This window comes from Pseudoalteromonas sp. THAF3 (genome assembly GCF_009363775.1).
GTDB classification, from domain to species: domain Bacteria; phylum Pseudomonadota; class Gammaproteobacteria; order Enterobacterales; family Alteromonadaceae; genus Pseudoalteromonas; species Pseudoalteromonas ruthenica.
Genome location: NZ_CP045418.1, coordinates 1534640 through 1558603 on the forward strand (window position 1 = coordinate 1534640; position 23964 = coordinate 1558603).

The 23964-nt window shown below is 48.8% G+C and carries 18 protein-coding genes; 8 read left to right on the plus strand and 10 right to left on the minus strand.

The features are described from left to right. Positions 1-88: 88 nt before the first annotated feature. The gene (locus FIU82_RS07040) at positions 89-1984 is read left to right on the plus strand and encodes a DUF294 nucleotidyltransferase-like domain-containing protein (protein WP_152440690.1); all 1896 of its coding nucleotides are present in this window, start codon (positions 89-91) and stop codon (positions 1982-1984) included. Beyond that, the gene (locus FIU82_RS07045) at positions 1984-2691 is read left to right on the plus strand and encodes a 3'-5' exonuclease (RefSeq protein ID WP_152440691.1); all 708 of its coding nucleotides are present in this window, start codon (positions 1984-1986) and stop codon (positions 2689-2691) included. The genes FIU82_RS07040 and FIU82_RS07045 overlap by 1 nt, the downstream gene beginning before the upstream one ends. A gap of 57 nt (positions 2692-2748) precedes the next feature. Here FIU82_RS07045 and FIU82_RS07050 read toward each other — a convergent pair whose 3' ends face one another. Then, complete coding sequence (locus FIU82_RS07050; RefSeq protein ID WP_152440692.1) at positions 2749-4329, minus strand: BCCT family transporter; 1581 nt, start codon at positions 4327-4329, stop codon at positions 2749-2751. A gap of 257 nt (positions 4330-4586) precedes the next feature. Beyond that, entirely contained in the window at positions 4587-6752 is a 2166-nt protein-coding gene (locus FIU82_RS07055) for a S46 family peptidase (protein ID WP_152440693.1), read from the minus strand. A 199-nt stretch (positions 6753-6951) separates the two neighbouring features. Here FIU82_RS07055 and egtB point away from each other — a divergent pair, with 199 nt between their 5' ends. Together egtB and egtD are read left to right on the plus strand one after the other, a co-directional pair. Continuing rightward, positions 6952-8148, plus strand: a complete 1197-nt coding sequence (gene egtB / locus FIU82_RS07060) for an ergothioneine biosynthesis protein EgtB (protein WP_253946350.1) — start codon at positions 6952-6954, stop codon at positions 8146-8148. Then, the gene (gene egtD, locus FIU82_RS07065; RefSeq protein WP_152440695.1) at positions 8141-9109 is read left to right on the plus strand and encodes an L-histidine N(alpha)-methyltransferase; all 969 of its coding nucleotides are present in this window, start codon (positions 8141-8143) and stop codon (positions 9107-9109) included. Before egtB ends, egtD begins: the two co-directional genes overlap by 8 nt. Here the strand turns inward: egtD and FIU82_RS07070 are convergent. The 5 genes from FIU82_RS07070 to FIU82_RS07090 all read right to left on the minus strand — a co-directional run bounded on the left by FIU82_RS07070 (position 9089) and on the right by FIU82_RS07090 (position 14814). Continuing rightward, positions 9089-9901 (minus strand): PhzF family phenazine biosynthesis protein, encoded by an 813-nt coding sequence (locus FIU82_RS07070; protein WP_172972717.1) that lies wholly within the window; start codon positions 9899-9901, stop codon positions 9089-9091. The two genes, egtD and FIU82_RS07070, sit on opposite strands and share 21 nt — an antisense overlap. Then, entirely contained in the window at positions 9882-11558 is a 1677-nt protein-coding gene (gene asnB, locus FIU82_RS07075; protein WP_151172824.1) for an asparagine synthase B, read from the minus strand. Before asnB ends, FIU82_RS07070 begins: the two co-directional genes overlap by 20 nt. A gap of 273 nt (positions 11559-11831) precedes the next feature. Further along, entirely contained in the window at positions 11832-12773 is a 942-nt protein-coding gene (locus tag FIU82_RS07080; protein ID WP_152440697.1) for a biotin-dependent carboxyltransferase family protein, read from the minus strand. Further along, positions 12766-13434 (minus strand): 5-oxoprolinase subunit PxpB, encoded by a 669-nt coding sequence (gene pxpB / locus FIU82_RS07085; protein WP_152440698.1) that lies wholly within the window; start codon positions 13432-13434, stop codon positions 12766-12768. The genes FIU82_RS07080 and pxpB overlap by 8 nt, the downstream gene beginning before the upstream one ends. Before the next feature lie 78 nt (positions 13435-13512). Further along, complete coding sequence (locus tag FIU82_RS07090; protein ID WP_152440699.1) at positions 13513-14814, minus strand: MFS transporter; 1302 nt, start codon at positions 14812-14814, stop codon at positions 13513-13515. Between the two features lie 204 nt (positions 14815-15018). Between FIU82_RS07090 and msrA the strand changes: the two genes are divergently transcribed. Beyond that, positions 15019-16245, plus strand: coding sequence for a peptide-methionine (S)-S-oxide reductase MsrA (gene msrA / locus FIU82_RS07095; RefSeq protein WP_253946359.1), 1227 nt, complete (start codon positions 15019-15021; stop codon positions 16243-16245). 7 nt (positions 16246-16252) lie between these two features. Here msrA and FIU82_RS07100 read toward each other — a convergent pair whose 3' ends face one another. Then, positions 16253-17248 (minus strand): GlxA family transcriptional regulator, encoded by a 996-nt coding sequence (locus FIU82_RS07100; protein ID WP_152440701.1) that lies wholly within the window; start codon positions 17246-17248, stop codon positions 16253-16255. Between the two features lie 122 nt (positions 17249-17370). Between FIU82_RS07100 and FIU82_RS07105 the strand changes: the two genes are divergently transcribed. Together FIU82_RS07105 and FIU82_RS07110 are read left to right on the plus strand one after the other, a co-directional pair. Next, positions 17371-19263 (plus strand): beta-ketoacyl synthase, encoded by a 1893-nt coding sequence (locus FIU82_RS07105; RefSeq protein ID WP_152440702.1) that lies wholly within the window; start codon positions 17371-17373, stop codon positions 19261-19263. Positions 19264-19425: 162 nt separating this feature from the next. Beyond that, on the plus strand, positions 19426-20943 hold the full coding sequence (locus FIU82_RS07110; RefSeq protein WP_253946351.1) for a BCCT family transporter: 1518 nt from the start codon (positions 19426-19428) through the stop codon (positions 20941-20943). 23 nt (positions 20944-20966) lie between these two features. Here FIU82_RS07110 and fghA read toward each other — a convergent pair whose 3' ends face one another. Then, positions 20967-21815: an S-formylglutathione hydrolase gene (gene fghA / locus FIU82_RS07115; RefSeq protein ID WP_152440704.1), complete on the minus strand. Its 849-nt coding sequence runs from the start codon at positions 21813-21815 to the stop codon at positions 20967-20969. Between the two features lie 8 nt (positions 21816-21823). Further along, positions 21824-22951: an S-(hydroxymethyl)glutathione dehydrogenase/class III alcohol dehydrogenase gene (locus FIU82_RS07120; RefSeq protein ID WP_053911303.1), complete on the minus strand. Its 1128-nt coding sequence runs from the start codon at positions 22949-22951 to the stop codon at positions 21824-21826. 89 nt (positions 22952-23040) lie between these two features. On the opposite strand from FIU82_RS07120, the gene FIU82_RS07125 reads away from it, so the two are divergent. After that, positions 23041-23934: a LysR substrate-binding domain-containing protein gene (locus FIU82_RS07125; protein ID WP_240701081.1), complete on the plus strand. Its 894-nt coding sequence runs from the start codon at positions 23041-23043 to the stop codon at positions 23932-23934. The last annotated feature ends 30 nt before the right edge of the window (positions 23935-23964 follow it).

Sequence of the window (23964 nt, forward strand, 5' to 3'; positions counted from 1 at the left end):
TAAATAAATGTCCGCACCAGGTGCGGACATTTTTTTTTCAGCAATTTTGTATTAAGCTCAGTATATTAGCACCTTTAAAGGCAGCACTATGCAAGCTGAGCAAATCGAAATTGCACAATTTTTGAGTGCCCATCCACCCTTTGACCATCTCCCCGAAGATGCCCTTAATAACCTTGCTCAACAGGTCGAGGTAGCGTATTTCCGCGCCGGCTCTGACATTCTCAATTATGGCGATGACATTTCCGATTTGTACGTGATCCGCAGTGGCTCAGTGGAGTCGTATCGGCGCAATGGGGACTTATACAACCGTATGGACGAAGGGGGGATCTTTGGCCAAATGGGCTTACTGATGAACCGCAAAGTGCGCTTTCCCGTCAAAGCAATGGAAGACACCCTAGTGTATTGCATTAGTGTTGAGCTATTTAGTGACTATTGCGATAAATTTGAGCCATTTGCGGATTATTTTGAAGCAGATGGCAATGTTCGTTTGCACCAAGCCGTTGTTGAGCAAGCTGATAGTAATGATTTGACTACCGCTAAACTCAAGGTTTTATTACATCGTGATGTGGTTACTGTCAGCACCACTGCCAGTGTGCAGGAGGTTGCGGCTTTGATGACCCAAGAGAGCGTATCCAGTGTGTTGGTCACTGATGCCAACAAGCCTCTTAGCGATGACCCAGAAGAAGATGATGGGCAAGTCGTGGGTATTATTACAGATCGCGATATACGCACTAAGGTTGTGGCGCAGGGGCATTCTTTAGCTATTGCTGCTGAGCAAGTTATGTCAACTAACCTTACGCTGTTAGACGCCAATGATTATGTCTTTGAAGCAGTTTTAGCGATGCTGCGTGATAACTTGCACCATTTGCCGGTATTGCATAAACGTCGGCCCATCGGTGTCATTTCACTTTCTGATATTTTGCGTTATGAATCGCAAAGTAGCCTATTGTTAGTGCGCGGTATTCTCGCGCAGCAAAGCGTTGAAGACCTCACTCATTATGCTCGGCAATTACCCTCTGTATTTGTGCGTATGGTTAATGAAGATGCCAATTCACACATGATAGGCACTGCTATGGCGGTGATTGGTCGTACGTTTAAACAGCGGCTGTTAGCATTAGCAGAAGAAAAGCTAGGACCTCCTCCTATCCCTTATTGTTTTATCGCGTTAGGTTCAATGGCGCGAGATGAACAATTGATAGTGACGGACCAAGATAATGCCATTATTCTCGATGACAGCTTTGATGAAGCGCAGCATGACGAGTACTTTCAAGCGCTGGCGGACTTTGTCTGTGATGGGCTCGCTGCGTGCGGGTACAGCTATTGCGAGGGTGAAATTATGGCTTCATTTAAGAAATGGCGCCTTACACGCTCACAGTGGCGAGACACATTTGCATCGTGGATAGCTGAGCCTAAACCTCAGGCGCTACTGCATTGCTCTATCTTTTTTGACCTCGATGGCGTGTGGGGCAAAACTAAATGGGCCGACGCGCTAAAATCCTTTATTGCTAAAGAAGCCAAAGCAAACCGTCGCTTCCTTGCCAACATCGCCTCCAATGCGCGAAATAGAACTCCGCCACTGGGGTTCTTTAAAGGGTTCGTACTCGAACATGATGGTGAACACAAGCGCTCAATTAACCTTAAACGCCGTGGTACAGCGCCGTTGACTGACGTGGTGCGGGTCCATGCCTTAGCGGTCAGCTCGCGTAAGCAAAACTCCTTTGAACGCCTAGAAGATATTATTGAAGCCAAGTTATTGCCTGAAGGCAAGGCACAGGATCTGCGTGATGCACTTGAATACATTGCCATGACCCGTATTCGTCACCAAGCATGGCAAATAGAGCAAGGCGAAGCACCGGATAACCACCTAGACCCGCATTTGCTGTCGCCTTTCGAGCAACGAAACCTAAAAGAGGCTTTTGCGATTTTAGAAAAAGCACAAAGCTTCTTAAAATTTCGTTATCAAAACGGCGCAGGGTTGAAGTAATGGCTAACAAAGCGTCTTTGCTTGATTGGCCATCGCGCTATCAAGCACTAGCGAAGCAATGCCAGTCGCCGCAACTGAGGCAGTTTTATCAAGCTAGTATCCCCGCTGGAGATACCCCTTTAGAACATGTGCCCTTTGCGGCTTTAGATTTTGAAACCACAGGTTTAGATGCTCACAACGATGATATTGTCAGTATTGGTGTGGTGCCGTTTAGTTGGCATCGCATTTATTGCCAACGATCGGGGCATTGGTTGGTCAAGCCAAGCCAGCAACTAGCAGAATCGTCCATTGTTATTCATGGTATAACTCATTCTGAAATTGCCAATGCTCCGGATTTAACCGCCGTATTGGAGCCTGTACTTGAGGCTCTCGCCGGGCATGTAGCCGTGGTTCACTACCATGCTATTGAGCGGCCGTTTTTCTTTAATGCATTAGAGCGGCGCATAGGTGAGGGGATCGAGTTTGCGTTAATTGATACCATGGATGTTGAGCACCAAGCGCTACTAGCACGTCGTGGATTATTAGGTCGGCTATTTAAAGATAAAATTGGTTCTTTGCGCTTGGGGGACACTCGGCTGCGCTATAACCTGCCGGCCTATCAGGGTCATAACGCATTGACAGATGCTCTTGCGACCGCCGAATTACTGCAAGCGCAGTTGCGTTATCATTATCGCCCTGACACACCGCTGTCGCAGTTATGGAAGTGACACCCTAGATACAAAAAACGCCGCAATATTGCGGCGTTTTACTTAGGTTAAGGTTAACTACTTACCAGGGCGGGGCTCGGTGCGCAGGCCTAAAATTAAGCTTACACACATTAGCAGTAGCACAATGGTAAAGGGCAAACCAGTCGATACTGCTCCAGCTTGCAGCGCCTCTATGGCCTCTGTACCACCAATCCATAGCAGTGCAGCGGCAATGGCACCTTCCACGGTTGCCCAAAATATACGCTGAGGAACAGGCGCATCTACTTTACCGCCGGCGGTAATCGAGTCGATAACCAATGAGCCAGAGTCAGATGAGGTGATGAAAAATACCAACACTAAAACAATGGCGATAAAAGAAAGGACACTTGCCATAGGCAGTTGTTCAAACATCTGGAACATCGCCAGAGGAACTTCAGTCAAGCCTTTTTCACCTAAGGTACCAACCCCATCAATAACTTGTTCAATAGCAATACCACCATAGATAGACATCCACAATACGGTGACGAGCGTCGGGATCAGCAGTACTGCTGTTAAGAATTCACGAATTGTACGGCCTTCGGATACACGCGCGATGAACATGCCAACAAACGGTGACCAAGAAATCCACCATGCCCAATAGAACACAGTCCAACCATGCATCCAAGCTTCGTCTTCACGACCGTGCGGATTACTAAGTGGAATAATGTTTTCCACATACCCCATAATGGTATTGGGCACATTGCCCATTGCTGCGGCAAAACCCACCAAACCAACAAATACCAGTAATGCAAAGGCGATGGCCATATTAACGTTGCTGAGCAGTTTTACACCGCCATCAATACCGCGCACTACAGAGGCGATAGCCAAAAAGGTCACGCCCGCGATAACGGCCACTTGCATGCCAATATCGCCGTCGCTGCCAAACACATGGTTAATCCCTGCTGAGGCTTGTTGAGCGCCTAAACCCAATGAGGTCGCAAGACCGAATAAAGTCGCAAGAACAGCTAATATATCAATGATGTGACCAGGCCAGCCCCAAGCGCGATCGCCCAGTAACGGGTAGAAAATAGAGCGAATAGAGAGGGGTAAGCCTTTGTTGTAAGCGAAAAAAGCTAAAGATAATGCGACAACTGCATAGATAGCCCAAGGGTGTAAACCCCAATGGAACATGGTTGCCCCCATAGCGACCTTAGCTGCTTCGGGTGTGTTTGCTTCAACACCAAGGGGAGTTTCATACCAGCCTGTGAAATAGGCGACTGGCTCTGCAACGCCCCAAAACATCAAGCCAATCCCCATGCCGGCTGCAAATAACATCGCTAACCATGAAATACGTGAGTGAGTTGGTCTGGCGCTTTCACCACCTAAGCGGATATTTCCGTAAGGAGAGACGATTAAAGCCAAACAGAAGATCACAAAAATGTTTGCAGCCCACATAAATAAGGCGTCAAAATTGTTGATAATATCTAACTTGATACCATCTAACGCCCCTTTGGCGGTGGCCGGGTCGGTTACTAAAACGGCGGTTAAAAACACCAAAATAAGGCCAGCACTGACGCCAAAAACAGGGTTATGGACATCAAATCCCCATTTTTGCACGTTGTCCTGGCCGACGGTGTAGTCGGTATTTTCTATACTATACTTATCATGATGTTCACTCATGCATACCTCTAGTTATTGTCATAATGCCCTTAGAGCTTAGACCTATGTGAGTTACCCTGCGTGCCAGCGCACAGAAAGGTGGTTTGTAGACTAACTAAAATAGGCCCCATATCACTTACACTAGTTTAGAAGCAAAAATGTAAATGTAAATCACCAATTGTCTAACAGCTTGAATCTTATACATTACGGGGATGTTTTAAGGAGCGATCAAAAAAGCGCCCGAAGGCGCTTATGAGTAAAAATAATTTCACTGCAAATTATCGAACGATATCCATTTCAGCAAGTAGGTTATCGGCATTATCCACATGCTCCATGACCCACAGCATATAGCGAGTGTCTACATGAATGGAGCGGTTGAGGTTAGGATCATAGTCCCAATCACCGATAATACTTTCACTTACGCCGTCAAACAGCAGGCCGACTAATTCAGCTTTACCATTTAACGTTGGCGAGCCTGAGTTACCACCTGTGGTATCAACGGTGCTTAAAAAGTTGACCGGCACTGAGCCAAGCGACGACATTTGGTATTCACCATATTGTTTGTCGGCAATTAGCTGCATTTGCTTTTTCGGTGCGTCAAAAGGCGCTTCGCCAGTGTACTTCTGCGCGATGCCCTCTAAGGTTGTAAACGGCGTATAGGTCAGTGCGTCTTTAGGCGAGTAGCCTTTCACTGTGCCATAAGTCACACGTAAGGTGCTATTAGCATCAGCATAGACGGGTAACCCTTGCTCTTGGTAAAAGGCAATAATAGCCGCCATATATTGCGGACGTACTTTAGCCAGTTCACCGCTGAGCGCCTTTTTCGCCTTTTCTCGGCTGCGCATATCATCATAAGTGGCTACAGCGATTGCCAAAAACGGATCGTCGCTTTGTTTGAACTCTGATACTGATTTATTCATCCAATCGATACGAGCTTGCTGTTCGTTAAGCTCGGTCTTAGCATACCAAGAGTCGATGCGCTGGCGCATGGCCTCGCTATCATAATCCTTATCAATCCCTAAGGCTTTATCTAAAGATGCAATACGCTGCGCTTGCGGCAGTTGTGCATAAAGGTCGATAAAGTGGGCGAGAATGGCGCTATCCACGGTGTCGTCGTAACGACGAGATAGGCTGGTCATGCGCGCTTCAAAACGAGCTTGATCGCGCTGTTGGTAGCCAGGTTCACGCTCAGCATCAGGCAATTGCTTCTCATTGGCTAGGCGGTATAAACGCTGCGCACTAGAGAGCATGGCACTGCGACCCATGTAGCCTAAAATCAAGTCCAGCTCACTGGTTGCTTGCGATTGCTTTACCAGCTCATTGAGCTGGGTAAGGGTATCGCCGTAGCGCGATTGACGCGCACTGTCCGACTTGATCCAAGTCGCAAGTTTTTGCGCCAAAGCATCTTTGCGTGTTTGCATATCAGTGTTTTGATAGGAGTCAATCATGCCACCATAGTTTTTCGCATAATTAGCCAGTCCAGCCAAAGTACTCTCGTAGGCTATACGTGCTTGTGAGCCTTCCGGAGCCTGCGCCTTTATGATATCAATGCTTTGCTCACGATAGGCTTTAGCAGTAGGGTACACATGGGTAAATTGGTGTGCCACTTCGGAGGCAGTGCGGTAACGGTTGGTGCGCCCCGGGTAGCCGGTAACCATCACAAAATCACCCTCTTTAACGCCTTTGGCACTGACTTTCAGGTAAGAATCTGGAGTGAACGGCATATTATCTTCACTGTACTCTGCAGGTTGACCGTCTTTACTGACGTAGGCACGGTAAAATGAATAGTCGCCGGTGTGGCGCGGCCACATCCAGTTATCAATATCACCGCCATATTTACCGACGCCCATGGCTGGGTTATAAACCAAACGCACATCTTTAATTTCCAGTGCTTTAATCAGGTAATATTCCAATCCACCATGGAAGGTATAGACGTTACAGCGGTAACCGACGTCTTTTTCACATTCAGCCACCAGCGATTTTTCTGCTTTTTCGATGGCTTTGTAGCGTGTATTACCATCCATATCATCGTTTAACTGGGCATTCACCTTGTCAGTGACATTAGTGACTTGCTCGGTTACATACACTCGAGAGCCTGGGGCGGCAGGTAATTCCTGTTCAGGCTTTTTCGCTAAAAAGCCGTTTTCCAGAATATTATTATCGGCACTGGAATTATATTGAATGGAGCCGTACGCGCAGTGATGGTTGGTGACGACTAAACCTTTAGGCGACACAAATGAGGCTGTACACCCCCCTAAGCTGATAACTGCATTCATCGGGAATTCGGTGAGCTTAGAGATGTTCTTAGGGTCTATTTCTAACCCTTTTTGCTTTAACACAGATTCCAATTCCGGAAGCTGGTGAGGTTGCCACATACCTTCGTCTGCCAGTGCCGGTGAGGCAGCAACAGCGAGCGCAAAGGCGCTTAGAGAGCGAAAACGCATAATCAAGAGTTCCTAGTTGTTATTTTAGTGCCACAAAAGTGTCTCTTAGCTGCCACCTCGGTGCAACTTTTTGCTGCTAAGTTCACAACTGGTGTGTAAATAATTGATTACAAACAAGGGAATGGAAAATTACTGAGGCTCGTCTAGGCTTTAGGAACCAAGCTCAAATACAACAACAATAATTTAAGGTGTGCGTGTCGTGACCAAAACAACCCATGCGTTGATAGAGCAGTACCGCCAGTGTCGGGAGAACAGCGAAGCCTTGGTGGCAAACCTCAGTGCTGAAGATTGTCAAATTCAAGCAATGGCTGATGTGAGCCCAATGAAATGGCATTTGGCGCACACCAGTTGGTTCTTTGAAACATTTTTACTTGCGCCAAAAAAGATTATTTCTGCGCCTTTGCATCCTGATTTCAAGGTGCTGTTCAATTCCTATTATCAAGGTATCGGTGAGCAGTTCTCACGCCCTCAACGGGGCGTATTATCTCGTCCTTCATTGCGCCAAGTGATGGATTATCGCCACTGGGTTGATAACCACGTTGTTGCCGCCCTTGAGCATGATAGCGATGAGTGCGCAGAGTGGGTCAGCTTAGGGATTGCGCATGAACAGCAGCACCAAGAGTTAATGCGTATGGATATGCTTTATAACTTCAGTGTTAATCCGCAGTACCCGACTTTAGACGAGCACTTAGTGTGTCCCTCGAACGAGCAACCCAGGCAGTGGCTGGATTTTGCTAACACAGATGCGCAAATAGGGGCGCAAGCGGGCTTTAGTTTTGACAATGAGCGGCCCCGTCACCGCGTCTATATTAATGAGTTTTCCATTGCATCACATCTTGTCACCAACGCAGACTATCTGGCCTTTATCGAAGCACAAGGCTATCAGCGCAGTGAGTTTTGGCACAGTGATGGCTTTAGTTGGTTACAGCGCCAGCAGATAAAAGCGCCGCTGTATTGGCGCTACCAGAATAACAATTGGTATGAATTCACCCCCCAAGGACCAATCCCGCTTGCGATGAATGCACCAGTGCGTCACATCAGCTTTTATGAAGCCAGTGCCTTCGCCCAATTTAAAGGTGCGCGGTTGCCAAGTGAGTTTGAGTGGGAGTGGGCCATGGAGCAAGCTCAAGCAGGTCATTGTGATATCGCACAAATCGATGACTGCGCTTGGCAGTGGACTTTAAGTAGCTATCAGCCATACCCTGGGTTTCGGCCATTTGCGGGCGATGCCGGGGAATATAACGGAAAGTTTATGGTGAATCAGCAGGTGCTCAGAGGTGGGTCGTATTTCACCCCCAAGCAGCATACGCGATTAACGTATCGCAACTTTTTTTACCCCCATCAACGGTGGATGTGTAGTGGCATTCGCCTCGCCAAGGACAGAATCTATGAGTAACCATGCATTGCCATTCACCTGCCGTCAGAGCTTTTTGGATGACGTTATTGATGGCCTATCGCGAAGTCAAAAAACGCTGCCATGCAAATACCTGTACGACGACTTTGGTGCGCAATTGTTTGAGCAGATCACGGCGCTGCAAGAGTACTATCTTACGCGCACAGAATTGGCCTTGCTGGCACAGTATGCGCAGGACATCGTCGCGCACTTGCCGACACAGGCAACCGTGATCGAACCCGGCTGCGGCTCGGGCCAGAAAGTCGCGTATTTACTGGATAACATGCCTGACGTAAATGGCTTTATACCCCTGGAAATTTCCACAGAAATGTTGCTGTATACTCAGCAGCGTTTGCGCCAGCGCTTTGCCCACGTCAACATCCACCCACTGCATGGTGACTTTACCCATGGCCCGACTATCAAGGCGTTAGTGCAACAGCATGGCCTGAATGGCAGCAATAATGTGGTGTTTTTCCCAGGCTCAACCTTAGGCAACTTTTCCCCCATCCATGCAATTGAAGTGCTGCATAATTTACGTACGCTGTGTGGTCACAACGGCCGTGTGCTCATTGGTATTGATTTAATTAAAGCGACACCACGATTATTGGCCGCCTATGATGATAGAGAAGGGGTTACCGCTGCGTTTAATCGTAATCTACTGACGCGTATTGCGCGCGAGCTAGGCGCACATCTGTGCTTAGAGCACTTTCGCCATGAGGCCCGCTTCAACAGTGAACAACACCGCGTTGAAATGCACTTGGTGGCGAATCAAGACACCTGCATCAGTGTGCGAGATCAGCGTTTTACGCTTCGTGCAGGAGAGTCCATTCATACCGAAAATTCGCATAAGTACACGTTAGCGAGTTTTAGTTCCTTGATTGGCAATGCCGGATTGACCCTGGTAGATAGTTGGTGCGATTCGCAAGGGGATTTTGCGCTGTGCTTAGTGAAGCCGCAGCGCTAACACCTTGGCAAAAATACGCACATATTGACCGGATAACTTATAGTTTAGGCGACTCGAACCCTGGTGGATGACTGCGCTATTAAGACCATAATGACGGTGCAGCCAGGGCGCTATCACAGCGAGGGCAGATGCGGTTGCCAAGTCCTCCGGGTTACCGAATTGCGGCGCAAAGTAGCGACATTGCCAATGTCGTTGAAGGTGACTCGGCTTATTGATGACGATCAGTGCGTTGCGGCGCGTAGCAAGGTGCTCTAAATCCACTTCAAGGAAACGAAGATCGTCGCTGTCGCATTGCATGAAATCATAGCCAAAAGGTTCGCTGCCAGTGAAGGTCAAAGGCAGGTTTACGATTTTTGATAAGCTGTTGTCATTGCAAGGACTTGCTTCAAGGGCGTCAAAGGTTAACATCGCTTGAGAGTTAACAGCGAGTCCGCCGCTAAGAGGCTCTGTTTTGGAGCACATTGATTTGCCATTGGCGCTGCACGCAATGTGAGCGAGCGTGCCGTGACCGCAGCGGCGCACAGCATGGCCATTTTGCCACCATTGGATCATTTGTGAACGAGCGTGGTTAGTCACAAAGGTGCACATCACAGGCGCTAAGCGCATTGAAACATGATGGCAGTGATGGGCTTGTAAGCGTGGCCCATCAAACACCCAACTGGGGTTGGCCCCCCGGCCCGATAGCTGACTGAATATCTTGGCAAAGTAAAGCGCGCTGCAGCCAAAGCGTTTACTCAAGCGCAGCGCAAGCTTTGATTTTGCCGGATACAGCCTATGCTTTGGGCGTTGCATAGGCCGCTTGGTGAGTGTTGGCTGCTCGACCTGACGGGTCAGCGTTATCGGCAAAAGATGCATCCCAAGCTAAAGCCTCAGGGGTTGAACAGGCCACGGATTTGCCATGAGGCACACACCGGGTTGGCGCTTCTCCTGGGAAGTGTTGACTGAAAATACTGCGATAGAAATACGCCTCTTTGGTTTGTGGCGTGTTTAGTGGGAAACGATAGTGGGCATTGGCCATATCAATATCACTGACTTGGGTATCGACATAGTCCTTCAGTGAGTCTATCCAGCTATAGCCAACGCCGTCGGAGAACTGCTCTTTTTGTCGCCACAGCACATCGTCCGGTAAGTAGCCTTCGAAGGCTTGGCGAATAATGTGTTTTTCTATTTTCCCGTCTTTACACATTTTCGCCTCAGGGTTAATGCGCATGGCAGTATCGACAAATTCTTTATCCAAAAACGGCACTCTGGCTTCCACCCCCCATGCTGCCATTGATTTATTCGCTCGCAGGCAGTCGAACATATGCAATTTAGAGACTTTACGATTAAGTTCTTCATGGAACTCTTGCGCATTGGGGGCTTTATGAAAATACAAATAGCCACCAAATAGCTCATCGGCGCCTTCCCCGGAGAGCACCATTTTTATGCCCATGGCTTTAATTTGCCGAGCCATTAGATACATGGGCGTGGACGCGCGTACTGTGGTGACATCATAGGTCTCTAAGTGATAGATCACTTCTTTTAAGGCATCAATGCCTTGTTGCACGGTAAAGTGAATGGGGTGATGAATGGTGCCTATTTGTTTGGCGACTTGCTCTGCGGCAGCTAAGTCGGGCGACCCTTCTAGACCAATGGAGAATGAATGTAGGCGAGGCCACCATGCATCACTGGCGTCATTGTCTTCTATGCGTTTACTGGCAAATTTTTGTGTGATTGCCGAGATCACCGACGAATCGAGCCCGCCAGATAGCAATACGCCATAGGGAACATCACACATTAACTGGCGCTTTACCGCTGCTTCCAAACCCTCACGTACGGCTTTGGCTTCTGCAGGGTTATCCTTGACGTTGTCAAAGTGCTGCCAATCGCGTTGATAGTAAGGGCGATACTCTCCGATATCACTGTCAAGGTAGTGGCCCGGAGGGAATTCTTCAATATGATTGCAAATAGGGGACAGTGCTTTAAGCTCACTGGCAACATAAAAATTGCCTTGCTCATCGCGACCTGTGTAAAGGGGCACGATACCGATATGATCGCGGCCAATCAGGTATTTATTTTTGCGCTCATCGTACAAACAAAAGGCAAAGATACCGTTTAAGTCATCTAAAAAATCACTGCCTTGTTGTTCGTATAAAGCTAAGATCACCTCGCAATCGCTTTGCGTTTGAAAGTCAAAATCGATTGTTAGCGTCTCAGCGAGCTGTTGGTGGTTATAAATTTCGCCGTTGACAGCCAAAACATGACTTCGATCGGCGTTATACAAAGGTTGGGCACCGCTTTGAACACCGACGATAGCCAGTCGTTCATGCACCAAAATGGCATTATCGCTACTGTAAACACCAGACCAATCGGGGCCCCGATGACGTAATAGCTTGGACATATCTATGGCTTGCTCGCGCAGCTTTTGTGCGCCAGATTTTATATCCAGCACGGCAAAGATTGAACACATGGTTTTTCCTCATTCCTGTTACTTCACCTTTGTTGTATCAGAAAAAATTTGCCAAGTCACACCGCAATTTACCTCTTTAATGCAAATTTAATGCACTGAAATAAGTCATAAAAAAGCTGTTATGCACCATAATAGGTCGGAGTAAGTTTGTTGCGGGGAAAAAGCAACAGCATTCGCACATTTTCGGTCGATAGGCGTAATTGCGACGCACCAAGGTGGTGCGCCTTAGCTAGGGTGAGGAGTGCACTGTGTCGAAAACCAAAGCGCGATACCTTAGCGAGCGTGTTGGCGGCCCCGTATGGCAATCTCAAGGCGGTTAAGTTCATGCTGGTGGGCTGCATTTATCGCTTCTGCTTGTGCTAGGCTCACGGCCTCGAACTGCAACTCAGCGCCGGCACGAGCCTGCCCTAAGCAGGGCAAGTCTGCACTGATCACGTGACCGAGAATAGGGTAGCCGCCCGTTGTCTGACAATCATTAAGCAACACAATGGGCTCGCCATTGCCAGGTAATTGGATGGTACCGGGGCTCACCGCTGTGCTGGCGATCCCGAGGTAGTGGCTCAGGCGCTCATGCTGTGGCCAATGCAGTCGCAACCCCATGCGGTTACTTTGCGGTGCAACTTGCCAACGGCCTTCAATAAAAGCGCTTTTGATTGATGCGGTTAAACCATGATCGCGTTGTTCCGGGATAAAATGAATAGGCCCTTGGCGGGTCGGTAAGCGGGCCCCAAAACCCTGCGGGTGAAAGTTGCTAGGGTGGATGGCTATTCGATCACCCGCACTGAGTGCACGACCGTGATTGGCGCCCAAACCGGCCATGATATCGGTGCTGTAGCTACCCAGTTCTGCCGTGGCGACAATGCCTCCGGCAAAGGCAAGGTAACAGCGCAGGTTCAGTGCGCTGGAAGCGAAAGTCAGTATGTCACCAGGCTGGGCTTGATAACTCCAGCCTGGATCAACTCGAGCACCATTGAGATTAGCACTCATGTCGGCGCCACTGAGTGAAAAGCACTGGCTACTGCAAAATTTTAGCTGCGCCATGCCTAAGGTCACCTCAAGCGCTGGCGTATTATCTGGGTTCCCCACCAATCGGTTGGCAATACGCAGGGCATCACTGTCGGCAGCGCCTGCTTGCGATACACCCAAATGGCGATAATTGAATCGCCCCAAATCCTGAATACTTAACTGTGGGCCGCTTTTTATCACTTCAATCATGGTCTACCTCCACAAAGCGAATAGTATCACCGGGTGCAAATAAAGCAGGGGGGGTATTATGTTTGTCGAATAAACACAGATCAGTGTAGCCAATCAGGTTCCATCCCCCTGGGGATTGCGCAGGATAAATGGCGGTTTTATCGTGAGCGATGGCGACGGTGCCTTTTTTCACTTCGGTACGGGGCGTGTCTAGGCGCGGTAAATGCAGCGCTTTGGGGAGCCCACTGATATAAGCGAAGCCAGGTTGAAAGCCAAGAAAATCGACCTCGTACAAGGCGCTACTGTGCAGCTCTATGACTTCCTTGACACTCATCTTGCTGGCCTCAGCTACGGCTTCTAAATCAATACCGTATTCGCCCCCATAGTGCACGGGAATGTCGTGGTGTGCGTGACTGAGCGTCGTTTCGTCAAGCTGATGCCACGCTGTTAGCAACTGCTGTTGCAACTGCACAACATCAGTGCCTTGAGCACAATACAGAGTCAGACATTGATGGGCGCTGACCACATCAATACAACAGCCTTGATTTATATACGTGTTGGCCAAGTGATTGACCATGCGCTGCTTGTGTTGATGCTCAATGCTGTCTATGGCACTGCAATCGAGTACCAAGGTATGGGTATCAATATGATAAAAGCGCGGATCAGGTCTCGCTGTGGCCATAAACTCCTCACTGAGTTGTTGTTATTGTGCTAGCAAATTAGCATAAATGCGGATAATTAAGTACCGCGTGCGATAAAGTTAAACCCGTGGCAACATCAAAGCGCTAATAGCCCCTGCAATGCCGAGAATGCTGTAAATTAAAATTAGTTCAGCATTGTTGAGCCAGTGGCTTAACAAGCCCAAACTGCCAAACGCCAATAAACAGACCCCTATAACCGTGTTGCTTACCGCCACATAATCTGTACGTTTATTGCCCTCTGCCATATCAACCACGTAGGTTTTGCGTCCTAAACGCACGCCTTGGTGAGCAATGGTTAATACCAGATACATTGCTGGCAAAAAGGCAATATGACTCAACAAACCAGGGTAATAGGTCGCGACCAGGTAAACGGCAAAACCATTGATGCTAACTAAGGTGGCACCTAAGACGAGCACATGCTTACTGGATAAATCACTGAGACGTCCCCAAATGGGTGCAGAGATTAAGCTGGCGACGCCGGAAATTCCCATAAATAAAGCGAGTAATGAAAAGTCGAACTGCTGTTCACTGGCCAGCACAATATAAAAAGGGGCGCTTAACGCTGAACACAATAGCAATGCTCGGGTTAGCACAAAGTGCGCAAATTGTTTGTCAGTCTTAAGTAAAGTGAGCTTGCTCAGCGCATGGCGAAGGCCATTTCGACCTCCTTCTGTAGCGCCGCTGTATTCTCGAATACGACCATAGGTGAGGGCGGCCATTAGCCATACAAGGGCACCACAGGTCAAGGCAATGAGTACCGCTGATTTATCCCCTTGCTGTTGATAAAACCATAAACCAAGGCCAAAGGTAATGGTCGCAAGCCCAGCTGCACTTGCCGCAAAGCCGGATAAACTGCCGCGTTGCTGCTTGGGGATGACCTTGCCCAGTACATCTTTTGCAGCGACGGAATTAAACCCGCGCGCTAAGGAGAACACCACCAGCAAAGCGATGATGGCAAGTCCCGCTGTGGTGCCTTGCAAGGTTAACCCCACTGCGACCATGGCAAATATACAAAGACTTTGCACTATGGCACCTAGCACCCACACCCACTTGCGCACCGCTAAAGTACGAATAAAGTCGGCAATTGCTAACTGCGGTAATAATGAGCCAGACTCGCGAATAGGCACCAGCCACGCGATCAGTGCACTGGGAACCTGCAAACTTTGCATCAACCAAGGCAGGGTGACTTTAGGGTTAAGCAGCGCATCAGCAAACTTGCTGAGAATTTGTGCCAGTAGCAAGGTTAAGTAATTGCCGGGCACCACTTTACAGGCATTTTCGTCGATGGCTTTACAAGCGCGTGCATCTTCGACGTTGGCGAGGCGTTCATATATGGCTTCTTTGGTCAGTTTGTCTTTCATGCGTGTACTCAATGAATAAATTTATTGGTGTGAACGGTCAACTAAAAGACACGCTACTGCGTAAAGCAATAGCATAGGTCTGGCGGTACCGTTGTATTCACTCTACGTACTTACAGGGCTTCTATGATCATTTAGTTTAATGAGGCTAGCATGTTTAACAAGTTGTTTTTTCTTCTTATTTTTCTCGTTACCAGCACAGCAGCCATGGGCGCAGACAACAATGACGCACAAATGAGTGTCGCGAAAGAACGCGTCGTGCTCGGAGCAGGGTGCTTCTGGGGGGTTGAAAAACGCTTTGAAGCTCTCCCTGGAGTGCTCGATGCTCAGTCAGGCTATGCCGATGGGCGTGGTTTCAAACCGACATACAAAAATATCATTGCTGCTAAGCGGCGCTATGATGAGAACAACTACGCTGAGGTGGTTAGGGTGACCTTTAATGCCAATGCCATCTCATTAGAGCGTATTTTACAGTTTTATTTTGAGCAACATGACCCCACCCAAGTCAATCGCCAAGGGAATGACCGAGGTACGCAATATCGCTCGACCATACTCACTTACAGCAACGAACAAACTGAACTTGCGCAGCGAGTAAAAGCACAATACCAAGCATTATTGAGCGAGGCGGGTTACGGTAAGATAGCTACGCTCATCAAACCGCTGGATAAATTCCATATGGCTGAGCGCTATCATCAAGACTACTTGCGTAAGAATCCCAATGGATACTGTCCGGATCACTCTACCGGCGTGGTGTTTAACGCCAAGGAGACGGAGCACCAAGACAACACTCAACTGCTTGAGGGCAAACACATTGTCGTTTTAGACTCACCAAACTATTGCCCTTATTGTGAGAAGTTTAAACAAGAGGTGTTGGCAAGTTATCAGGGCACGATTGACGTACATTTACGTTACGCTTCGCAGCTTCAAGGCCTCACCATTACTTCTGAGACTTACGCCACCCCCACCATTTTATTTATAGAAAATGGCCAAGAAGTAGCTGCGCACCAAGGTTATATGCCACCTGAGTTATTCTACAAAGCTCTCGGCGCCTTTAAACTGGGTGATTCAGAAGCATACCGGGTAGCATTCGCCAAAGGGACGGACAGCCGATTTTGTAAGCAATATGAGGTATTCAAAAACACGCCGGACGGAGTGTTTGTTGATAAACTATCAGGGGCACCACTGTTCGATACTCGCGACCGCTTCAATTCCGGCACCGGTTGGTTGTCTTTCACTCAGCCGGTGGCAGGGCAAGTGACTCGTCATCAAGACAACAGCTTCGGTATGCAGCGCATTGAGATCCGCTCCAAGTCGTCGGGCATTCACCTGGGTCATGTGTTTCCCAATGAGGGGCCTGATGGCAAGGCGCGCTATTGTATCAATGCGACGGTGTTAGAGTTTTTGCCTCGGGATGAATTTAACGGGCGTTCGTAACAATATCTCAGCCACTGCTGTCGAACAGCTTTTTGCGCACCAAGGCTCGATACTCACTGGGGCTTTGCCCCAGCTCTTGACGAAATAGGCGATTAAGAAGGGCTTGATTACTAAAGCCTAATTCCATTGCAATGTCGTTAATCGTTAAGTTGGAGCTGGCGAGCAGCTCTTGAGCGCTTTGAATTTTCAGTTTACGCCAATATTGGTTGGGGCTGAGGCCTGCGGCCTGTTTAAAACGCCGGGTGAGGCTACGCTGAGAAATATCAAAGGAGCTTGCAAGTTCTGTAATACTCAGCTCAGCGCTTAAGTTGTTTTTCATCCAAAATTGGATTTGCGCTATCAGCTCATCAGGGTGGCGTTCATTCATCCCCTCTAGATAACGCTGCTGTTCATAGGGCTTACGGACCTCATGTGAGAAGTTACGCTGCACATGTAAAGCACATGCGCGACCGTAGAGGCTTTCTAATAGATGAACAATCACATCTGCGAGCGCGTTAAGGCTGGCAACACTGTATAGCCCTTCGGCTTGGGTGATGAAGTATTCCGGTTTTAGATCAACCTTGGGGTAGTCACGTTTGAACTGCGCAGCATAATGCCAGTGCGTGGTGGCAGGGTGACCATCCAGCAACCCAGCTTCCGCTAAAAAGCAATTGCCAGTGCCCACCCCTATCATGGCTGTGTGCTTGCAGTTCATCGCCCGTAATGCCGCTACCAATGCATTTTGTTGGCGCAATACTGGTCTGGGGTTACGCCACAGGCTCGGTAAAATCAATAAATCAAAATGCGAAATATCATCGTAGTTACGGCCTGGAAAAAACGGCAATCCGCTGTGTGCGGTAACCGGCTCTCGGTTATGGCTAAGCAGCTCAATACTCAGTGCCCGGCAATTTGGCACATGGCGCTTAGCATAAGCGTAGCCAGCCTGAAGCATCTCAAACGGCAAGGTTAAGCTGGTGGCCAGCATATGCGGATACAGGGCAATCATGACGTTGTAAGGGGACATATAAAGCTCCGACCACTTTAATTTGGCTATTTTTAATAAATATATGGCCATTAAAGCACAAAGGCCTGGTGTAGTTCCACTTACACTAGAGGCATATAAAGTCTTAACGTCTTAGAGTTATTATGAAAGCATTACCTGTCATTGTCGCTATGGGTGGCATCAATGCCGCTGGCCGTACTTCGTTTAACCAAGGGTTTCGTCGTGTTGTCCTCGATGCTTTAGGGCAGCAACAGCGCCAAGAAACCTTGCTTGGTCTTGCTGCGCTTATGAATTTGGTGAGTAAGCAAGAAGAGCAATTAGTTGATGGCGATGGAAATACCATTACTCTTGACAATGTTGAGAGCCAGCTTGGCGAACAAATTTTATCGGGTACGCTTATTCGCCGTATTGAGGCGACGCACTTCGATGTGGACGCGACTCACTGGCAGCAAAAGTTAACCGGTCACAGCGAACAAGCGATCATCTTTACCACGCGAGCACGGCAATTACCTTCGCCAGTGCCTAGTAACTGGCAAATAACTGAGCTAGATAAAGGCCAAGTCGAAGTACGTATCAACGGCGAATTTACCTTTAAGCATGATAGTTTCCGAGATAACCCGATTAAAGCGGCGGGGCAATTGCCAACGGGCTTTGACCCGTCGGTGTTATATAACAGCCGTTATCAGCCTCGGGGGCTGCAAGCGACAATTTTTGCAGCCAGTGATGCTATCCATTCCAGTGGCCTTGATTGGCAAAAAGTAATGAGTGCTGTAGCGCCCGATCAAATTGGTACTTACAGCGCTTCGGTTGCGGGGCAGGTCAATAGCGAAGGCTTAGGCGGTCTATTTCGTTCCCGTTTACAAGGTGATCGCGTCAGTACTAAGCAGTTAGCGCTTGGTTTAAACACCATGTCGACGGATTTTATCAATGCCTACGTAACCGGCAGTGTCGGCACGACGTTTACCACATCGGGTGCCTGTGCCACGTTTTTATACAATCTACGCGCTGCGGTGAATGATATTACCGCCGGGCGTACGCGCGTGGCTATTGTGGCTTCAAGTGAGTGTGCCATCGAGCCGGAGATTATTGAAGGCTTCGGGAATATGGGTGCGTTGGCCAACGATGATAATTTGAAAAAGCTTGATAACACCGATGAAGTCGATTATCGCCGTACTTCCCGCCCGTTCGGTGACAACTGCGGTTTCACCATAGGTGAGGGGGCACAAGTCACCATTCTTATGGATGACGCCCTAGCCTTAGAGTTGGGTGCGCAAATACGTGGCAGTGTGCCAGAGGTATTTGTAAATGCCGATGGGTATAAAAAGTCAATAACTGCGCCAGGGCCGGGTAATTACATCACCATGGCCAAATCTGTGGCCTTAGCCCAAGCCATGGTCGGCGATGAATCTTTAACACAGCGCAGCTTTGTATTGGCCCATGGCTCAAGTACGCCGCAAAATCGCGTCACTGAGTCTGCTATTTACGACCGTATTGCCAGCGCCTATGGTATTGAGCAATGGCCTATCGTAGCCCCGAAAGCCTATGTGGGCCATACCATCGCGCCAGCCAGTGGCGATCAGCTCGCCTTTGCATTAGGGGTGTTTGATACCAACATCATGCCGGGGATCACGACCATCGATAAAGTGGCTGATGATGTGCACGATGACCGCTTACATATCAGTTTGACCCATCGTCACTGTGAGGCGCAGGACGTTGCCTTTATTAACTCGAAGGGCTTTGGTGGTAACAACGCTACTGCGCCCGTGCTAAGCCCCGAATTGACCAAAAAGATGTTGGCTAAACGTCATGGAGAGCAGGCGATGAGCGAACACCACAAGCGCTTGCAAAGTACCCTTGATCAGCAGCAAATTTACTGGCAACAAGCACAGCAAGGTGAATTCAACATCATCTATCGCTTTGGTGAAGGCCTAATCGATGAGGCTGATATTCACTTTGATCAGCAGCAAATGCGCATTCCCGGGTTTACAAACTCGGTGAAACTTAACATTGAGAACCCTTTTGCAGATATGAAATAGCGCAACCATTGTTCATTGATTATGGGCTGCTGCCATAATTCTTGGAGATTTGCGCAATATACCCGCAGGTCACTCAGGTGGCCTGCTTTATCACGGTAAAGCAATTGCCTCGGGCGCAGCCTGTAGCTAAAATACGCGTTTGTCTTTATTGCTCGGTGCGTAGTGAAAAACTCCCTAGAACGTAAAGCGCTGGTGGTGTGTGTCGCTATTGCGGCGATTACCGCGTTATGGCCCCAGGGCCTAAAAACGTTAATTCAACCTGCCATTCAAACAGCTATTGCCTACTTGGGCAGCGGCTTTTTCCTGTTTGTAAACGCGCTCCTGCTCGCTTTGTTGATGTTGTGCTTTAGTCCCTTAGCGGGAAAGAAAATGGGTGGTGCTGATGCCCAAAAAGAGTTTTCCACTTTCGGCTGGTTGGCCATGCTGTTTGCCGCAGGCATGGGCTCGGGGTTGGTGTTTTGGGGCGTCGCTGAGCCGGTATTGCACAGCCATCAAATGCCTCTTAAGCACAGCATGTATCCCGAGCCAGTCGCCGCCAGTATGGCCTTAACTATGCTCAATTGGGGCTTTCATGCATGGGCACTTTACGCAGTATTTGGTTTGATGCTCGGCGGTGTTACGCGGGCGATAAAAAACGCCGATGATCTCAGCGCTCCGGTATTACACGCGTTGCCGGGCTCCTTAGGAGTAAAGCATAAAGTTCGCATCAAACGAGTTATTTATTTTGTTGCCATTATCGCCATCTTTTTTGGCGTGGTGGGCACCATTGCCAATGCCAGTATGTTGTTGAAAAATGGCGTCACCATTAAACTTGAGCATTACGGCTTGAGTTTAAACGCACATTGGGTCGGTGCTTTAATGCTGCTCGCGATCACCGCCTTGTATGTTACGTCAGCTCGTTTTGGGCTGCGCCGTGGTATTCAGGTGCTCAGTAAGTTCAATGTCTATCTAGCGTTTATTATGATGGCGTTGGTAATATTGACGGTGCCGCTAACGCCTATTTTGAGCACTTTGTGGAATGGTCTAAAAGAGTACCTGCTGCTGGTGGTTTCAGGTGCATGGCAGTTTGACTCGCAATTAAAAGATGCTGATTGGGCCTCAACCTGGACCTATAATTACTATTTTTGGTGGTTGGCGTGGGGGCCCTTTGTAGGGCTGTTTTTAGCGCGTATATCCCGTGGTCGACCGCTATGGCAATACATTCTCGGTGTGACTATTATCCCAACAATGGTCAGCTTAGTGTGGTTCAGCGTATTAGGGGGCTCAGCACTGGCATTGGATAGCCAGACCCAGGCGGATTTAGCTGCCGTGATCAGCGCCGATTACACTCAAGGTGTGTTTATTTTCTTCTCGCAACTCGGTGGTGTTGGCGAACTATTGGCGTGGCTCAGTTTGTTATTACTCATGGTGTTTGTGGCCACCAGTGCCGATTCTGCGCTGCTGGTGATCCGCCAGCTCTGTGAAAGCGTGCACTCGCGCGCCTCACTCATTTTGTGGTCATCAGCGATGGCGGTGATAAGCCTTGCATTGCTGCTTATTGCCGATGAACCGCTTAACCGCAATATTGCGGTAATTGGTGGTATTCCTTTTTTACTGATCTTTATTGTGCAACTTGTGGGGTTTATTCGCGCCTTTACCCAAGAGCTGCTTGACGACTCGCAGCAACACCCTCCCGAGTAATGACACTCAGGAGGGGGTTGGGATTAAGCTAAGTGCTTGGCGTGAAAACGCAAATGTTGATCAATAAAGCTGCTAATAAAGAAGTAGCTATGATCGTAACCGGGATGTTGCTCGAGAATAAGCGCAATGCCCGCTTCATCAGCGCTTGCTTGTAGCAGCTCAGGTTTAAGCTGCTGTTGCAGGAAATCGTCCGCCAACCCCTGACTGATCAGGAGCGGGGGACACTGCTCGGCGTTAGTCTCTGCCAGTAGTAAGCTACTGTCATATTCGCGCCACGTCTGCTTATCATTGCCCAAATAGCCGGCTAAGGCTTTTTCACCCCAAGGACACCGAGTGGGGCTCGCTATCGGCGCGAAGGCACTGATACTGGCAAACTTATCGCTATTACGCAGCCCTAATACCAACGCGCCGTGACCGCCCATGGAGTGGCCGCTGATGCTTTGCTTACCACTGACCGGGAAATGCTCGTTAATAAGCGCCGGTAGTTCCTCATTGATATAATCATACATCTGGTAGTGTTGATCATAAGGTGCTTGCGTGGCATTAACGTAAAACCCAGCACCCAGGCCGAAATCATAGGCACCTTCTTTATCGTCCGCAACTTGCTCGCCACGAGGGCTGGTATCAGCGGCAACGATAATAAGACCAAGCTCAGCAGCACTTTTGAATGCTGCTGCTTTTTGCATAAAGTTCTCATCGCTGCAGGTTAAACCGGAAAGCCAATACAGCACCGGCGCGCGCTGACTTTCATCCACCCCGGGTGGTAAATAGATAGCGAACGTCATCGTGCAGTTGTTGACGGCAGATTCATGGCGGTAGCGTTTATGCCAACCGCCGTGAACCTTGTTCTTTGAGATCAGCTCAAGGCTCATAGTACCCTCTACTTATCAAAATGGATGACGCTGCGAATGCTCTTGCCTTGATGCATCAGATCAAACGCCTCGTTGATATCCTCAAGGCCCATGGTGTGGGTTATGAAATCATTAAGAGCAAATTCGTTGTTTAGGTAACGCTCTACAATTTCTGGTAACTCTGAGCGTCCCTTAACGCCACCAAAGGCACTTCCGCGCCATACACGACCGGTGACCAATTGGAAAGGACGGGTAGAAATCTCTTGTCCAGCACCGGCAACACCAATAACTACGGACTCACCCCAGCCTTTATGACAGCACTCTAGAGCACTGCGCATAACATTGACGTTACCAATACACTCAAACGAGAAATCAACGCCGCCGTCGGTCATCTCGACAATGACCTCTTGGATAGGCTTGTCGTAATCATTGGAATTAACTAAGTCAGTGGCCCCCAGTTTTTCTGCCAGGGCGAATTTGCTCTCGTTGATATCAATGCCGATAATACGGCTTGCACCGGCCATTTTCGCGCCAATAATGGCTGACAAGCCAATGCCACCGAGACCAAAAATAGCGACGGTATCACCCGGCTGTACTTTTGCAGTATTGAGCACCGCACCCATCCCGGTGGTGACGCCGCAACCAAGTAAACACACTTCTTCCAAAGGCGCTTCTTTATTCACTTTTGCTAATGAGATTTCCGGTAGGACCGTGTACTCCGAAAAGGTAGAGGTGCCCATGTAGTGATAAATTGGCTCACCGTCTTTATAAAAGCGTGTGGTGCCATCTGGCATCAGGCCTTTACCTTGGGTTTCGCGAATTTTCTGACATAGGTTGGTTTTGCCAGAAGTACAGAATTTACACTCACCACACTCTGGCGTATAAAGTGGAATAACATGATCGCCTACCGCCACACTGGTGACTCCTTCACCGACGGCTTCAACAACACCGCCTCCTTCATGGCCCAAAATGGCAGGGAATATGCCCTCTGGATCTTCACCGGAAAGAGTGAATGCGTCAGTGTGGCATACGCCAGATGCATGGACTTTAACCAGCACCTCACCGGCCTTAGGCATCATGACATCCACTTCTTCAATTTTAAGTGGTTGCTTTGGACCCCAGGCTACAGCAGCTTTTGATTTAATAAATTCGGCCATTTTTGTGTTCCCGTTTATGTAAAAGTGGTGAAATTATTACACAATATGATACTTTTTGGCCCAGATTAATATACTTTTACACAGAGGTAATAATGCGCTGGCAAGGTATGGTCGAGTTTGTCGCTGCTGCGCAAGCGGCTTCTTTCACTCAAGCAGCCAAACAACTAGGCACATCTGTGGCGCATATAAGCCGCTCGGTAAGCGCTTTGGAGGAGTACTACAATACTCAGCTGTTTATCCGCAGCACACGTAAAGTGGTGCTAACGCAGCAAGGTGAGCTGCTGTTGCATCATGCTAAAAAGGCGCAAGCGGTATTGGAGCAAGGGGAGTGGGCTCTCAAAGAGCAACAAGCGCAGCCCAGTGGGCAACTTAAAATTACCGCACCGGTGATGTTTGGTGAGCAATTTATTATGCCCTTGGTGCATCGATTTATGGCTAAATACCCCAAAGTGAGCGTCAATATGATGCTCAGTAACCAATCTTTAGATTTGATATCAGAACATATCGACTTGGCCATCCGTATCGGTGAGCTGGCTGACTCCAACCTCACTGCACGGCGCATTGGTGCCCGCGCTGTGGTGGTTTGTGGCGCACCTTCATACCTTGAGCAGCAGGGAGAGCCTTATGCTTTAAGCGAACTCAACTATCATCATTGCCTAGTTGGTCATTCGGATTATTGGCGTTTTGCTGAGCAACAACGGGTGCGCCATGTGAAAATCACTAAAACCCGGCTGCGTTGTAATAGCGGTTGGGCACTAGCGGATGCCGCCAAGCAAGGACTAGGATTGGTGCAACTGCCTGATTACTACGTGCGCAGCGATTTACAACAGGGGCGTTTGCATGAGGTACTGCAACCATTTGCGATACGCAAAGAGCCCATTTGGGCCGTCACCCCGGCTAACCTTTATTTAGCGAATGCCACCAAAACCTTGCTAGATTACTTTGCCGATCACCTCAGTGAAACGCTCAAGCCTAATTTTTAAGCCCAGCTCTGTGTAAACACAGGTGATGGA